A 15,176-nucleotide genomic window follows, 5' to 3' on the forward strand; every position below is an offset into this window, starting at 1 on the left:
GTTAATCGTCATACCGCTGACAGGTCGACCGGCACACCACCGGTCCCCCGTCAGCGACTGCCTGCGCCTCAACAATAAAAACAAGAGGAAAGCACTCGATGACCAAGCCTCGCCATCACGCCCCAAATTCGCCGCCCATGCGCTGTTGCAGGGCACTTGAGCCCATCAAGGCAAGCCCGTATCCTGCGCGGCCGTTTGAAGCTGGCCGACAACAAAATCCCTTCCGATCCTGACCAAACCGCCAACTTGCTGCGGCGTTGGCGGACATGACGCGCCCCTGAAAACAGCTTTTCCGACTGATCAAAAAAACCGCAGGGCACGCCATTTCCGGTTTTTTCCGGACTTGGCTCAGCGCTTGCTATCAGCATTCGCCACGCTCAAAAAGCTGACCGAACGGATGTTTTTCATCCATGGAAAAAGGCGCCACACCAGAGCGCTGACCTTAAAAAAATTGCGGTACCACTTACCTTTGGGAGCAAACCGAATGAAACGTACGTGCACCGGCCTGATACTCGCAGGATCCTTGCTGGTCGCAGGCCAGGCGATGGCCGACGACCTGTTGCAATGGCAGAACAACAGCCTGACCTACCTGTATGGCAAGGATTTCCAGGTCAACCCACGCATCCAGCAGACCGTGACCTTCGAACACGCCGATGCCTGGAAGTACGGGGACAACTTCTTCTTCCTCGACCGGATCTTCTACAACGGCCAGGACGACAGCCAGTCCGGCCCGAATACCTACTACGGCGAGTTCAGCCCGCGTCTGTCGTTCGGCAAGATCTTCGACCAGAAGCTGGAACTGGGCCCGATCAAGGATGTGCTGCTGGCCATGACCTATGAATTCGGTGAAGGCGACAACGAGTCCTACCTGATCGGCCCGGGTTTCGACCTGGCCATTCCCGGCTTCGACTACTTCCAGCTGAACTTCTACAACCGCCAGACCGAAGGCCCGCGCGCCGGCGACAACGTCTGGCAGATCACCCCGGCCTGGGCCTACACCGTACCGGTGGGTTCTTCCGACATCCTGATCGACGGTTTCATCGACTGGGTGGTGGACAACGACACCAACGACAAGGGCACTTACCACGCCAACCTGCACATCAACCCGCAGATCAAATATGACCTGGGCAAGGCCTTGAAGCTTGGCGCCAAGCAGCTGTATGTGGGCGTGGAGTATGACTACTGGAAGAACAAATACGGGATCGAAGACAGCGAAGGGTTCAAGACCAACCAGAGCAACACCAGCTTCTTGCTCAAGTACCATTTCTGATCTGACTCAGTCTCAGGCCCCCCTGTGGGAGCGGGCTTGCTCGCGAAGGCGACTGAACATTCAATATCAGTGCAAGCTGATCCACCGCTTTCGCGAGCAAGCCCGCTCCCACAGGGGCTCGAGATGGAGTCATCCCTGAGCCAACCCCAGGAACCGGCTCAACGCCTCGCGCTGCGCCAGTGCATCCTGGCGCCCCAACTCGATCAGCTCGCGGCAATACCCCGCCTCGAACAACAGGTAGCTCAACACCCCCGCGCCACTCGTCTTGGTCGCACCCGGCCCACGCAAGAACACCCGCAACGCACGGGGCAGTTCCTGACGGTGGCGAGCGGCGATTTCATCGATGGGCTGGCTTGGCGAAATCACCAATACCTCCACCGGCGCCGCGCCCAGGGCATGGGCCGGTACATCGTCGGGCAGCAGGTGGCTGAAACCGTTCAAGCGCTGAAGCAACTCGATGTCACTTTCCAGGCTGTCGATGAAGGTGCTGTTGAGCATATGGCCGCCGATCTGCGCCAGGGTCGGTTGCAGGCCGGTGTAGCTGCGCTCGGAAGGATCCTGGCCACCGGCACCACGGGGGTTGCCACTGACGCCAATCACCAGCACGCGATTGGCCCCCAGGTGCAAGGCCGGGCTGATGGGCGCCGATTGCCGCACCGCGCCGTCGCCAAAGTATTGCGGACCGATCTTGACCGGCGCGAACAACAGCGGAATCGCCGAGCTGGCCAGCAGATGCTCCACTGACAACTGCGTCGGCACACCGATGCGCCGGTGGCGCAGCCAGGCATCGATGGTGCCGCGGCCCTGGTAGAAAGTGACGGCCTGGCCGGATTCATAACCGAACGCCGTCACCGCCACCGCCCGCAGTTGCTGCTCGGCGATGGCCAGCTCGATACCCGAGGCATGGAACTGGGCCTGTAGCAGTTCCCGCAATGGCGAACTGTCGATCAGCGCCACGGGCAACTTGGCCCCCAGGCCCAACAAGCTGTGGGTGATGAAGCGCGTCGCCTGGGCCAGCACGCCGCGCCAATCGCTGCGCATGACCTGATGGCTGCGCACCGCTTGCCAGAACGCCGTCAGCCGTTCGATGGCGGTCTTGAAATCCATCGCCCCGCTCGCCAGGCTGACCGCGTTGATCGCCCCGGCCGAGGTGCCGACGATCACCGGAAACGGGTTATCCGCCCCGTCGGGTAACAATTCGGCAATCGCCGCCAATACCCCTACTTGATACGCCGCCCGAGCCCCGCCGCCGGAAAGAATCAAACCTGTAACCGGTTCAGCTGGGGTCATCGCAATGCTCCGTGCTCAAGGTGATATCAAAAAAACTCAGCCGCGTTTGTCGTACAGCTTGGGCTCGCCCGGTGGACGGCTCTTGAAGCGTCGGTGGGCCCAGAGGTACTGCTCGGGACAATCGCGCACCGACTGCTCGACCCATTGATTGATGCGGATGCAATCGGCTTCCTCGGTCTCCCCCGGGAAATCCGTCAACGGAGCCTGGATCACCAGGCGATAACCGCTGCCATCGGCCAGGCGCTCCTGGGTGAAAGGCACCACCAGCGCCTTGCCCAGGCGGGCGAACTTGGTGGTGGCGGTGACCGTCGCGGCCTGGATGCCGAACAGCGGCACGAACACGCTTTGCTTGGCGCCGTAGTCCTGGTCCGGCGCATACCAGATCGCCCGGCCGGCCCGCAGCAGCTTGAGCATGCCCCGCACGTCGTCACGCTCCACCGCCAGGGAGTCGAGGTTGTGCCGCTCGCGGCCCCGGCGCTGGATGTAGTCGAACAACGGGTTCTTGTGCTCGCGGTACATGCCATCGATGGTGTGCTGCTGGCCGAGCAAGGCCGCACCGATTTCCAACGTGGTGAAATGCAGCGCCATCAGGATCACGCCCTTGCCCTCGCGCTGGGCCTGCTTGAGATGTTCCAGCCCTTCGACATGGGCCAGTTTCGCCAGCCGCGAACGCGACCACCACCAACTCATGGCCATTTCGAAAAAGGCGATGCCGGTGGAGGCAAAGTTTTCCTTGAGCAGCCGCTTGCGTTCGGCAGCGGTCTTTTGCGGGAAACACAGTTCCAGGTTGCGCCGGGCGATGCGCCGTCGGTCGCCGGCCACCCGGTACATCAGCGCCCCCAATGCACGACCGACCCGCAGCAATAACGGATAAGGCAATTGCACGATCAGCCACAACAGCCCCAGGCCACACCACAGCAGCCAGAAACGCGGATGAAAAAATGCAGCTCGAAAACGCGGGCGATCCATTACAACTTCCATTAAGACATGGGCCGCGCATTCTACATTGTTCGACCCGGGTTGCGGCTGGCGGACGATCTCGTTATAAGTCTCGGCACTTTTAGTGACAAGCCGTTGTACGCCGACCATGAGCCAAACCGAACCGCTAGACCAAGATCCCGTGTTCCAGCTGAAGGGCAGCATGCTCGCCATTACGGTGCTGGAACTGGCCCGCAACGACCTGGAGAGCCTTGACCGGCAACTGGCGGCGAAAGTCGCCCAGGCCCCGAACTTCTTCAGCAATGCCCCCCTGGTGCTGGCCCTGGACAAGCTGCCGGCCGGCGAAGGCTCAGTGGATCTGCCAGGCCTGATGCGCATTTGCCGCCAGCACGGTCTGCGCACCCTGGCGATCCGCGCCAGCCGCATCGAAGACATCGCCGCCGCCATCGCCGTGGACATTCCCGTGCTACCGCCGTCCGGCGCCCGGGAACGCGTGCTGGAACTGAGCCCGACCGAAGCGAAGAAAGCCCCGGAAAAACCACCGGAGCCCACCATCAAGCCAACGCGGGTCATCACCTCGCCGGTGCGCGGCGGGCAGCAGATTTATGCCCAGGGTGGCGATCTGGTCATCGTGTCCTCGGTCAGCCCGGGTGCGGAACTTCTGGCCGATGGCAATATCCATGTATACGGTCCGATGCGCGGCCGAGCGCTGGCCGGCGTCAAAGGGGATACGAAAGCCAGGATCTTCTGTCAGCAATTGAGCGCTGAGCTGGTTTCCATCGCCGGGCAGTACAAGGTCTCCGAGGATTTGCGTCGCGACCCGTTGTGGGGGGCCGGCGTTCAGATCAGCCTGTCGGGCGACGTGTTGAACATCATTCGGCTTTAACGGATACTGCCGCATTTTCCAAGCATCTCTAAAACGAGCGAAAACGGCTTAAACGACGTAGGAAAAAGGATCTGGCAGTGTTTACCGGAGGTAGACCCCGCCCGACAGCCGATTCCAGCCAAGCCTGTCCAATTGCAACGGTTTTCCAGAGATGTTTTTCAGGGGCTGACAAAGTCCCTTTTTCCTTAGGGGTGAAACACCTTGGCCAAGATTCTCGTGGTTACATCCGGCAAGGGTGGTGTGGGTAAGACCACCACCAGCGCCGCTATCGGTACCGGCCTCGCTCTGCGCGGCCACAAGACAGTCATCGTCGACTTCGACGTCGGTTTGCGTAACCTGGACCTGATCATGGGTTGCGAGCGTCGCGTGGTCTACGACTTCGTCAACGTGGTCAACGGCGAAGCGAACCTGCAACAGGCCCTGATCAAGGACAAGCGCCTTGAGAACCTCTACGTGCTGGCCGCCAGCCAGACCCGCGACAAAGACGCGCTGACCCAGGAAGGCGTGGAAAAAGTCCTGATGCAACTCAAGGAAGACTTCGAGTTCGTGGTCTGCGACTCCCCGGCCGGTATCGAGAAAGGTGCCCACCTGGCCATGTACTTCGCCGATGAGGCGATTGTCGTGACCAACCCGGAAGTGTCGTCGGTCCGTGACTCCGACCGCATGCTGGGCCTGCTGGCGAGCAAATCCCGCCGCGCCGAGAAGGGCGAAGAGCCGATCAAGGAACACTTGCTGCTGACCCGCTACAACCCGCAACGGGTCAGCGATGGCGAGATGCTGGGCGTCGAAGACGTCAAGGAAATCCTCGCGGTGACCCTGTTGGGTGTCATCCCGGAATCCCAAGCGGTACTCAAGGCTTCCAACTCCGGCGTGCCGGTGATTCTCGACGACCAGAGCGATGCCGGCCAGGCATACAGCGATGCCGTCGATCGCCTGCTGGGCAAGACCGTGGAGCATCGTTTCCTCGATGTAACGAAGAAAGGTTTCTTCGAGCGCCTGTTTGGAGGTAGGTAATGAACCTTTTTGACTTCTTTCGTGCCAACAAAAAGCCCAGTACCGCCTCGGTCGCGAAAGAGCGTCTACAGATCATCGTGGCGCACGAACGCGGCCAACGCAGCACCCCTGACTACCTGCCAGCCTTGCAGAAGGAACTGGTGGAAGTGATCCGCAAATACGTCAACATCGGTAGCGATGACGTGCATGTGGCGCTGGAAAGCCAGGGCAGCTGCTCGATTCTGGAACTCAATATCACCCTGCCGGATCGCTGATTGCCCCGGCGGGAGCCACGGCGGCTCGGGTCCTTCTCCTCCCACCCTTGGGTTTGAGAAGGGCCCGAGCCGCCGTTGGCGTTTGTAACGAGACTGTTTTCAATGCCCCTGTCCAACATCCGCATCATTCATCAGGACGCCGCTGTCCTGGTGGTCGACAAGCCGACCCTGTTGCTTTCCGTGCCCGGCCGGGCCGACGACAACAAAGATTGCCTGATCACCCGCCTGCAGGAAAACGGCTATCCGGAAGCGCGAATCGTGCACCGACTGGACTGGGAAACCTCCGGCATCATCCTCTTGGCCCGTGACCCGGACACCCATCGCGAACTGTCCCGGCAATTTCATGATCGCGAAACCGAAAAAGCCTACACGGCGTTGTGCTGGGGCCAACCGGAGCTGGACAGTGGCAGCATCGACCTGCCCTTGCGCTACGACCCGCCGACCAAACCCCGGCATGTGGTGGACCATGAACAGGGCAAACACGCCCTGACCTTCTGGCGCGTACTGGAACGTTGCGGCGACTGGTGCCGGGTCGAGCTGACGCCGATCACCGGGCGTTCGCACCAATTGCGCGTACACATGCTGTCCATCGGTCACCCGCTGCTGGGCGACGGGCTCTACGCCCATCCGCAGGCCCTCGCCGCCTGGCCACGCCTGTGCCTGCACGCCAGCATGCTGAGCTTCACCCATCCGCAAAGCGGCGAGCGCCTGCGCTTCGAGTGCCCGGCACCGTTCTAGATCCGTAGAAAAATGGCTTCATCCGATAAAGGCTTGGCATGCAGGTTATTGATTTTCAGGAAACACCCGTCAAAAAAGTCCGCCACCAATTGCTCTACCTGATCTACGGCGACAAGGACGCTTATCGCCACGAAGCCAAGTTCAGCATCCTGACCGCCCTGGCCCACGGCAATCCGGCGACCCTGCCCAGCATCAGAATCCTGACCGACCGGCCTGAGGACTACCGCGGCTGGCCGGTCGAAACCCTCGCGCTGAGCCCGCAGTTGCTGGCCGAGTGGCAAGGCAACAACGGTTACATTCACCGGCGCAAGGCCTGTGCCATCGCGGCCGGCCTGACGTTGGCGCAGAAGACTCTGTTCGTCGACACCGACACGCTGTTCCTCGCTGATCCCGACCTGCTGTTCAAGCAAATCCAGCCAGGGCAGTACCTGATGGACAGCTTCGAATACCACTGGGACTACGTCTGCAAGCGCGAGGATTACCTCAAGCTGGGCACGCGCCTGCGCGCCCACGGCATCACCCCGGACAACAGTTTCAAGCTCTACAACAGCGGGTTATGTGGTGTGACTGACAAAGACGGGGCGCTGCTGGCCCAGGCCGTCGGGCTGATCGATGAATGGACCGAAGGTGGCTTCGACATCCACACTATCGAACAGATCGCGATTTCATTCGCCTTGCGCAACCAGGCCATTAACGAAACCAACAAGCACGTCTATCACTACTTCGCCGAGAAGCGCTTCTTCCACACCATGCAAGCGCACTTCTTTGCCCAGCACGGCGAGGCATTCAGTGCGCAGTTGGTGGAGCGCTGCCATGAGGTTCCGCGCACCCGGCCTTTCCCGTCGGCCTGGCGGCGGCTGAAAATCAAATGGAAGTTGCGCAATCACAGCGGCCCCTTGCACAGGATCGGTCGCGACCTGCTGTATGGCAGCGCGGCACCGGAGCATCCTTACTACAACCTCTGCCGGCACCATTGGTGGGATTCGGCATCGCGGGAAATCCTTCGCCTGGACCCGAAGCACAAGCAACAGCTGTTCGGCCAACTGGAGCATTGGCCGCGGTACCTGCCAGAACCGTCCAAGGCGCAAGACAAGCCCCTGATCATGGCGCACTTGCGCAAGCGGATCACGGCCTCGGGCTGATCGATGGCGGACCGTGGAACAATCCGCGACGGGGGATTGGGCCTGCAACGCAGGCTGTCGATGGGGTAAACTCCCGCCCATCGCTGTCTGGAGTGACTTATGCGCGCAGAGTTGAACCAAGGCCTGATCGACTTCCTCAAGGCCTCCCCTACCCCGTTCCATGCCACCGCCAGCCTGGCCAAGCGCCTGGAGGCGGCCGGTTATCAGCGTCTTGACGAGCGCGAGACCTGGGCCACCGAGGCCAACGGTCGCTACTATGTCACGCGCAACGATTCCTCGATCATCGCCTTCAAGCTCGGCCGCCACTCACCGCTGCACGACGGCATTCGCCTGGTCGGTGCCCACACCGACAGCCCTTGCCTGCGAGTCAAGCCACAACCGGAACTGCAACGCCACGGGTTCTGGCAACTGGGTGTGGAAGTCTACGGCGGCGCACTGCTGGCGCCGTGGTTCGACCGCGACCTGTCCCTGGCCGGGCGCGTGACCTTCCGCCGCGATGGCAAGGTCGAAAGCCAGTTGATCGATTTCAAGGCGCCGATCGCCACGATTCCGAACCTGGCCATCCACCTCAATCGCGAAGCCAACCAGGGCTGGGCCATCAACCCGCAGAACGAACTGCCGCCAATCCTCGCCCAGTTCGCCGGTGACGAGCGCGTCGACTTCCGTGCCGTGCTCACCGATCAACTGGCCCGCGAACACGGCCTGAATGCGGACGTGGTGCTCGATTACGAGTTGAGTTTCTACGACACCCAAAGCGCCGCGGTCATTGGCTTGCACGGCGACTTCATTGCCGGCGCGCGCCTGGACAACCTGCTGTCGTGCTACGCCGGCCTGCAAGCCTTGCTGAACGCCGACACCGAAGAAACGTGCGTACTGGTGTGCAACGATCACGAAGAAGTTGGCTCGTGCTCGGCCTGTGGCGCCGACGGCCCGATGCTGGAACAAACCCTGCGTCGCCTGCTGCCTGAAGGTGAAGAGTTCGTCCGCACCATTCAGAAATCCCTGCTGGTGTCGGCGGACAACGCCCACGGCGTGCACCCCAACTATGCCGACAAGCACGACGCCAACCACGGCCCCAAGCTCAACGCCGGTCCGGTGATCAAGGTCAACAGCAATCAGCGCTACGCCACCAACAGCGAAACCGCCGGGTTCTTCCGTCACCTGTGCATGGCCGAAGAAGTGCCGGTGCAGAGCTTCGTGGTGCGCAGCGACATGGGCTGCGGCTCGACCATCGGCCCGATCACCGCCAGCCAGCTGGGCGTGCGCACCGTGGACATCGGCCTGCCGACCTTCGCCATGCATTCGATCCGCGAACTGTGCGGCAGTCATGACCTGGCGCATCTGGTGAAGGTGCTGAGCGCGTTCTACGCCTCTCGCGAGTTGCCCTAGCCACCGCTACTCCCTTGTTTGAATGAACTCTTGTGGCGAGGGAGCTTGCTCCCGCTGGGCTGCGCAGCAGCCCCAAAACTGCGGTTGAATGCAGATTTGCCAGTGCTGCGCACTGGAGCGGGAGCAAGCTCCCTCGCCACAACCGTGTCCGCTTCAGGATCGCGAGTGATGTGACACACATCACCACACCCGACAAAACCCCAACTAGACTTGCCTTATCCCCCTGACAAGGCCGTCTCCATGGTTTCCATGTCTGCGTTCAACACCATGCTGGTCCCCATCATCGCCGGCATGATCCTGCTGGCCATCGGCTTCAACTTCCGTGACAAGAACGTCGGGGTCTTTGCCATGTGGATCGGCATGTTGCTTATCCTCGCCACGGTGTTATTCAGGATCCTGGCCAAGCTCAACGAGTCAGCCTGAGTTCACCTCAAGCGGGCGGTTGCTCGGGCACATCCACCCCGACATGGATCGCGTCGTGTCGCCAGAACTCCAGGTCGCAGTCGATCAGCCGCTGGTGCTGGTCATAGTTGACCCGTGCGATGCGAAGCCCGGGGCTACCCGCCGAAACCCTCAACGCCGCTGCCGCTTCCGGTTGTAAAGAGGTGGGCACGATTTCGAACTTCACCCGGCCGTAGTGCAGGTCGTAATGGCGGGCGTACAACTCGGTGATGGACTGGTTGAGATCGAACTCGAGGATGTCCGGAAAGTACTGCGGGTTCAGGTAGTGCTCCACGTACAGCACCAAGCGCTCGTCGATACGGCGCACGCGGCAGATCTGGATCACGCTGGACAGCGCCGGCAGTTGCAACCAGGCACACACGGCCGCCGACGCCGGTTGCAGGCGCGCCGAGATCACTTGGGTAGAAGGCACACGTCCCTGGGCCTCAACCATGGCGTGGAAATGGCTGCGCTGCATCAGGTTGTAGGCCAGGCGCGGCGGCGAGACAAACCAGCCCCGGCGCTCCTCCCGATAGATCTGCCCCTGGGCTTCGAGCTGCAACAGCGCCTCGCGCACAGTAATCCGCGTGGTCCCGAACAATTCACTGAGCTTGCGCTCGGCCGGCAACTTGCTGCCAGGCGCCAGCAACCCGTGGTCGAGTTGCTCTTGCAGGACCTGTCCGATGGCTGTCACCGCTTTGGTTGCATCGATGCGCATCAACGTTACCTATCTGGACTAGACCAGCACTGTTTCGGGGCAGGATCGAGGCTTCATCGATCCGCTTATGGGTCCAGCAAGCCTAGGCACTGCACATGACTGGCAGATGACAGAGCCGCCGAACGGTCGTTATGCCAGCGTGCAAATTAACGGCCAAGTCCTTTCAGATCAGCTGTTTAACCATGGTCTACGCTTAATTCGCAGCCAACCTCCACGAGCCGGGTATTTCCGGGAGCCTCCGACACCGACATCAAAATGTCACAGGGCTCGCCTACATTGGCTCAGGTATTGCTGACCTAGACCAACACAACCGCAATCGCAGCGTTGAAAACGCCCATAGGAGCTTCGGATGAAACAGCTTTTCCTGGCATCACTGTTAGGCTCGACCATCGCCATGTGCACCGCCGCCATGGCCGCTGACACCGATCTGAAAACGTTGGAAGCCGCTGCGAAAGCGGAAGGTGCCGTCAACAGTGTCGGCATGCCCGATGACTGGGCAAACTGGAAAGGCACCTGGGATGACCTGGCCAAGATCTATGGCTTGAAGCACATCGACACCGACATGAGCTCGGCCCAGGAAATCGCCAAGTTCGCCGCCGAAAAAGACAACGCCAGCGCCGACATCGGCGACGTCGGGGCGGCGTTCGGCCCGATCGCGGTCAAGCAGGGTGTGGTCCAGCCCTACAAGCCAAGCACTTGGGAACAAGTGCCCGCCTGGGCCAAGGACAAGGACGGCAACTGGGCATTGGCCTACACCGGCACCATCGCCTTCATCGTCAACAAGAAGCTGCTGCACGGCTCCGAAGTGCCGACCAAATGGGCTGACCTGAAGACCGGCAAGTACAAAGTCTCCATCGGCGACGTGAGCACCGCGGCCCAGGCCGCCAACGGCGTGCTGGCGGCGGCCCTGGCCAACGGCGGCGATGAGAAAAACCTCCAGCCGGCCCTGTTGATGTTCGCCGAAATCGCCAAGCAAGGGCGCCTGTCCATGGCCAACCCGACCATCGCCACGATGGAAAAAGGTGAAGTCGAAGTCGGTGTGGTCTGGGACTTCAACGGCCTGAGCTACAAGGCCAAGATGGCCAACCCGGATGACTACGTCGTGCTGATTCCGTCCGACGGCTCGGTCATCTCCGGCTACACCACCATCATCAACAAATACGCCAAGCACCCGAACGCCGCCAAGCTGGCCCGCGAGTACATCTTCAGCGACGCCGGCCAGATCAACCTGGCCAAGGGCAATGCCCGCCCGATCCGCGCCGAGCACCTGAAACTGCCGGAAGAGGTCCAGGCCAAGCTGCTGCCGAACGAGCAATACAAAGGCGTGACCCCGATCAAGGATGCGGATGCGTGGGAGAAAACTTCCAAGGCACTGCCGCAGACGTGGAATGAACAAGTCATCGTCGAGATGAAGTGAGGCGCTAGCTCCCGCCCGGATATCCACTGGAATCCAATGGTGGGGGCAGGCCCTGTGGCAGCGAGCTTGCTCGCGATGAACGATGACACGGTGTTGCTGTTGAACCGTGGCGCCTTCATCGCGAGCAAGCTCGCTCCCACAGAAGCTCGCTTCCACGTTGGATCTGCGGTGAGTCCGAGCTTTCTGGTTTCCATCCGGAGTCCTGGTATCCATGAAGCACAACGTCATCCTGGTGGTGCTCGACGGTCTCAACCATGAGGTCGCCCGGCATGCCATGGGGCATTTGCAGGCTTATGTCGGCGCAGGACGCGCGGCCCTCTACAAACTGGAATGTGAGTTGCCCGCCCTGTCCCGCCCACTCTACGAATGCATCCTCACCGGCGTCGTGCCCATCGACAGCGGGATCGTGCACAACAATGTCACGCGCCTGTCGAACCAGCGCAGCATTTTCCACTACGCCACCCAGGCCGGCCTGAGCACAGCGGCTGCGGCGTACCACTGGGTCAGCGAGCTCTACAATGCTTCGCCCTTCGTGGCCGGTCGCGACCGTCACACCGACAACCCCGACCTGCCGATTCAATACGGGCATTTCTACTGGAATGACCACTACCCCGACTCCCATCTGTTCGCCGACGCCGAACACCTGCGCCAACGCTACTTGCCGAACTTCCTGCTGGTGCACCCGATGAACATCGACGACGCCGGCCACAAGCACGGCCTCGACACCCCGCAATACCGCAACAGTGCCCGCTCGGCCGACATCAACCTGGCGGTCTACCTGCAAGCCTGGCTCGACGCCGGTTACCAGGTGCTGGTGACCTCCGACCACGGCATGAACAACGACCGCTCCCACAACGGCCTGCTGGCCGAGGAACGGGAAGTGCCGCTGTTCGTCCTGGGTGACAGCTTCAGTTTCGACCCCGCTGCCACGCCGAAACAGACCGAGTTGTGCGGCACCATCTGCCAATTGCTCGGCGTCGACCACGACAAACCCTATTGCCAGGAGTTACTCAAGTGAACGCCATGACGCGCGGCAAATGGCTGGCAGCGTTGTGCCTGGTGCCCTTCGCGATTTTCTTCATCGTGTTCCAGATCGCCCCCTTGCTCTGGGTGCTGGTCAATAGCCTGGAATCGGAAGAGTTCGGCTGGGGCTTGGCCAACTTCAGCAAGATCTTCAGTTCCAAGTTCTACCTGCAAGCCATCCAGCACAGCCTGGAGATCAGCTTCTGGTCCAGTGTGTTCGGCATCGTCATCGCCGTGCTCGGCAGCTACTCATTGCGCCGTGTGGATTCGCGGCTGCGCAACTTCGTCAATGCCTTCGCCAACATGACCAGCAACTTCGCCGGCGTGCCCCTGGCCTTCGCCTTCATCATTTTGCTGGGGTTCAACGGCAGCATCACGATCATGCTCAAGCAAGCGGGGATCATCGAGGATTTCAACCTGTATTCGAAAACCGGGCTGATCATTCTCTACACCTACTTCCAGATTCCCCTGGGCGTGCTGCTGCTCTACCCGGCCTTCGACGCCCTGCGCGAAGACTGGCGCGAATCCGCCGAGTTGCTCGGCGCCAGCGGCTGGCAGTTCTGGCGGCACATCGGCTTGCCGGTGCTGACCCCGGCGCTACTGGGCACCTTCGTGATCCTGCTGGCAAACGCCCTCGGCGCCTACGCCACGGTCTACGCGTTGACCACCGGCAACTTCAACGTGCTGCCGATCCGCATCGCCGCCATGGTCTCCGGCGACATTTCCCTCGACCCGAACCTGGCCAGTGCCCTGGCCGTGGCGCTGGTGGCGTTGATGACCGTGGTGACCATCGTCCATCAGTTGCTGCTCAGGAGGAGCTACCATGTCTCGCGCTGAACCGGGCTCCGTCGGGCTCTATCATCGGGCGGTGGTGTACCTGCTGTTCGCCATCCTGCTACTGCCCCTGGCCGGCACGCTGGTCTACTCCATCGCCAGCAGTTGGTCGGCCACCGTGCTACCCAGCGGCTTCACCTTCAAATGGTATGTGCAGTTGTGGAGCGATCCGCGCTTTCTCCACGCCTTCGGTCAATCGTTGCTGGTCTGTGTCGGTGCGCTGGTGCTCTCGGTGGTGTTGATCCTGCCGCTACTGTTCGTGGTGCATTACCACTTCCCCAAACTCGACGCGCTGATGAACATCCTCATCCTGCTGCCGTTCGCAGTGCCGCCCGTGGTGTCGTCGGTGGGGCTGTTGCAACTCTATGGCTCCGGGCCGCTGGCGATGGTCGGTACGCCGTGGATCCTGATCGGCTGCTACTTCACTGTCGCCCTGCCGTTCATGTACCGGGCGATCACCAACAACCTGCAAGCGATCAACCTGCGCGACCTGATGGACGCCGCCCAACTGCTTGGCGCCAGCACCTTCCAGGCCGCGTTCCTGGTGGTGCTGCCAAACCTGCGCAAGGGCCTGATGGTGGCGCTGCTGCTGTCCTTCTCGTTCCTGTTCGGCGAATTCGTGTTTGCCAACATCCTCGTCGGCACCCGCTATGAAACCCTGCAGGTCTACCTGAACAACATGCGCAACAGCAGCGGCCACTTCACCAGTGCGCTGGTGATCTCCTATTTCTTCTTCGTACTGGTCCTGACCTGGGCGGCCAATATCTTGAACAAGGACAAAAGCCAATGAGCTACGTCAGCGTCCAACATCTGCAAAAAAGCTATGCCGGTACCCCGGTGTTCAGCGACATCAACTGCGAGATCGCCAAGGGCGAATTCGTCACCCTGCTCGGCCCTTCCGGTTGCGGCAAATCCACGCTGTTGCGCTGCATTGCCGGCCTGACCGCGGTGGATGCCGGCCAGATCATCCTCGACGGACAGGACATCGTGCCGCTGAGTCCTCAGAAACGCGGCATCGGCATGGTCTTCCAGAGCTACGCCCTGTTCCCGAACATGACCGTGGAGCAAAACGTCGCCTTCGGCCTGCGCATGCAGAAGGTCGACGCCTCGGACAGTCGCCAGCGCGTGCTGGAGATTCTGCGCCTGGTGGAGCTGCACGATTTTGCCGCCCGCTATCCCCATCAACTCTCCGGCGGCCAATGCCAGCGTGTCGCCCTCGCCCGCTCCCTGGTCACGCGGCCGCGCCTGTTGTTGCTGGACGAGCCGCTGTCAGCCCTGGATGCGCGGATCCGCAAGCACTTGCGTGAACAGATCCGACAGATCCAGCGTGAGTTGGGCCTGACCACGATCTTCGTCACACACGACCAGGAAGAAGCCCTGACCATGTCTGACCGGATTTTCCTGATGAACCAGGGAAAGATCGTACAAAGCGGCGATGCCGAAACCCTTTACACTGCGCCAGTCGATGTCTTTGCCGCCGGCTTCATCGGCAACTACAACCTGCTGGACGCCGACAGCGCGAGCAAACTGCTGCAGCGGCCGGTGAACGGCCGCATCGCCATCCGCCCGGAGGCCATCGAGCTCAGCCGCAGCGGCCAGGCCGATGCGCTGATCCGCAGCCACAGCCTGCTGGGCAACGTCATCCGCTACCGGGTCGAAGCCCGTGGCGTGGAATTGGTGGTGGATGTGCTCAACCGCTCGGCCGCCGACCTGCATCCCGATGGCGCACGGTTGGCGCTTTCCATCGATCCATCGGCGCTGTGTGAGGTAGCCTGATGGCTTTGTTGATTTTGAAGCTGATCTTGAAAAGGGAAACACGCT

At 61.3% G+C, this 15,176-nt stretch carries 16 protein-coding genes; 13 read left to right on the plus strand and 3 right to left on the minus strand.

Annotated elements, in window-relative coordinates; genetic code table 11:
- The first annotated feature begins 484 nt into the window (after positions 1-484).
- Positions 485-1,270 carry an outer membrane protein OmpK gene (locus tag BT125_RS10035; RefSeq protein ID WP_072406519.1) on the plus strand — a complete coding sequence of 262 codons (786 nt, stop codon included), beginning with the start codon at positions 485-487 and terminating at the stop codon, positions 1,268-1,270.
- Positions 1,271-1,399: 129 nt separating this feature from the next.
- Here BT125_RS10035 and BT125_RS10040 read toward each other — a convergent pair whose 3' ends face one another.
- On the minus strand, positions 1,400-2,560 hold the full coding sequence (locus BT125_RS10040) for a patatin-like phospholipase family protein (RefSeq protein WP_072406521.1): 1,161 nt from the start codon (positions 2,558-2,560) through the stop codon (positions 1,400-1,402).
- A gap of 36 nt (positions 2,561-2,596) precedes the next feature.
- Positions 2,597-3,529, minus strand: a complete 933-nt coding sequence (locus BT125_RS10045) for a lipid A biosynthesis lauroyl acyltransferase (protein WP_072406523.1) — start codon at positions 3,527-3,529, stop codon at positions 2,597-2,599.
- A 118-nt stretch (positions 3,530-3,647) separates the two neighbouring features.
- On the opposite strand from BT125_RS10045, the gene minC reads away from it, so the two are divergent.
- From minC to BT125_RS10080, 7 genes are all read left to right on the plus strand, one after another.
- Positions 3,648-4,385, plus strand: a complete 738-nt coding sequence (gene minC / locus BT125_RS10050) for a septum site-determining protein MinC (protein WP_072406525.1) — start codon at positions 3,648-3,650, stop codon at positions 4,383-4,385.
- A 201-nt stretch (positions 4,386-4,586) separates the two neighbouring features.
- The gene (gene minD / locus BT125_RS10055; protein ID WP_003179114.1) at positions 4,587-5,399 is read left to right on the plus strand and encodes a septum site-determining protein MinD; all 813 of its coding nucleotides are present in this window, start codon (positions 4,587-4,589) and stop codon (positions 5,397-5,399) included.
- Positions 5,399-5,653 (plus strand): cell division topological specificity factor MinE, encoded by a 255-nt coding sequence (minE, locus tag BT125_RS10060; RefSeq protein ID WP_003179111.1) that lies wholly within the window; start codon positions 5,399-5,401, stop codon positions 5,651-5,653. Before minD ends, minE begins: the two co-directional genes overlap by 1 nt.
- A gap of 102 nt (positions 5,654-5,755) precedes the next feature.
- The gene (locus BT125_RS10065; protein WP_018612476.1) at positions 5,756-6,391 is read left to right on the plus strand and encodes an RluA family pseudouridine synthase; all 636 of its coding nucleotides are present in this window, start codon (positions 5,756-5,758) and stop codon (positions 6,389-6,391) included.
- Between the two features lie 38 nt (positions 6,392-6,429).
- Complete coding sequence (locus tag BT125_RS10070; RefSeq protein WP_072406527.1) at positions 6,430-7,533, plus strand: hypothetical protein; 1,104 nt, start codon at positions 6,430-6,432, stop codon at positions 7,531-7,533.
- Between the two features lie 99 nt (positions 7,534-7,632).
- The gene (locus BT125_RS10075; RefSeq protein ID WP_072406529.1) at positions 7,633-8,922 is read left to right on the plus strand and encodes a M18 family aminopeptidase; all 1,290 of its coding nucleotides are present in this window, start codon (positions 7,633-7,635) and stop codon (positions 8,920-8,922) included.
- A 240-nt stretch (positions 8,923-9,162) separates the two neighbouring features.
- On the plus strand, positions 9,163-9,345 hold the full coding sequence (locus BT125_RS10080) for a hypothetical protein (RefSeq protein ID WP_072406531.1): 183 nt from the start codon (positions 9,163-9,165) through the stop codon (positions 9,343-9,345).
- A gap of 7 nt (positions 9,346-9,352) precedes the next feature.
- On the opposite strand, the gene BT125_RS10085 is transcribed toward BT125_RS10080, so the two are convergent.
- Positions 9,353-10,081 (minus strand): UTRA domain-containing protein, encoded by a 729-nt coding sequence (locus BT125_RS10085; protein WP_072406533.1) that lies wholly within the window; start codon positions 10,079-10,081, stop codon positions 9,353-9,355.
- 349 nt (positions 10,082-10,430) lie between these two features.
- On the opposite strand from BT125_RS10085, the gene BT125_RS10090 reads away from it, so the two are divergent.
- The 5 genes from BT125_RS10090 (at position 10,431) to BT125_RS10110 (ending at position 15,131) form a co-directional block, all read left to right on the plus strand.
- Entirely contained in the window at positions 10,431-11,498 is a 1,068-nt protein-coding gene (locus BT125_RS10090; protein ID WP_072406535.1) for an ABC transporter substrate-binding protein, read from the plus strand.
- A gap of 211 nt (positions 11,499-11,709) precedes the next feature.
- Positions 11,710-12,516, plus strand: a complete 807-nt coding sequence (locus BT125_RS10095; protein ID WP_072406537.1) for an alkaline phosphatase family protein — start codon at positions 11,710-11,712, stop codon at positions 12,514-12,516.
- A gap of 5 nt (positions 12,517-12,521) precedes the next feature.
- Positions 12,522-13,358 (plus strand): ABC transporter permease, encoded by an 837-nt coding sequence (locus BT125_RS10100; protein ID WP_170866822.1) that lies wholly within the window; start codon positions 12,522-12,524, stop codon positions 13,356-13,358.
- On the plus strand, positions 13,345-14,145 hold the full coding sequence (locus BT125_RS10105; RefSeq protein ID WP_060741108.1) for an ABC transporter permease: 801 nt from the start codon (positions 13,345-13,347) through the stop codon (positions 14,143-14,145). Before BT125_RS10100 ends, BT125_RS10105 begins: the two co-directional genes overlap by 14 nt.
- Complete coding sequence (locus BT125_RS10110) at positions 14,142-15,131, plus strand: ABC transporter ATP-binding protein (protein WP_060741107.1); 990 nt, start codon at positions 14,142-14,144, stop codon at positions 15,129-15,131. The genes BT125_RS10105 and BT125_RS10110 overlap by 4 nt, the downstream gene beginning before the upstream one ends.
- Positions 15,132-15,176: the final 45 nt, after the last annotated feature.

Origin of the sequence: Pseudomonas sp. NFACC04-2, from assembly GCF_900119265.1 — a bacterium.
In the GTDB taxonomy this organism is placed as follows: domain Bacteria; phylum Pseudomonadota; class Gammaproteobacteria; order Pseudomonadales; family Pseudomonadaceae; genus Aquipseudomonas; species Aquipseudomonas fluorescens_AA.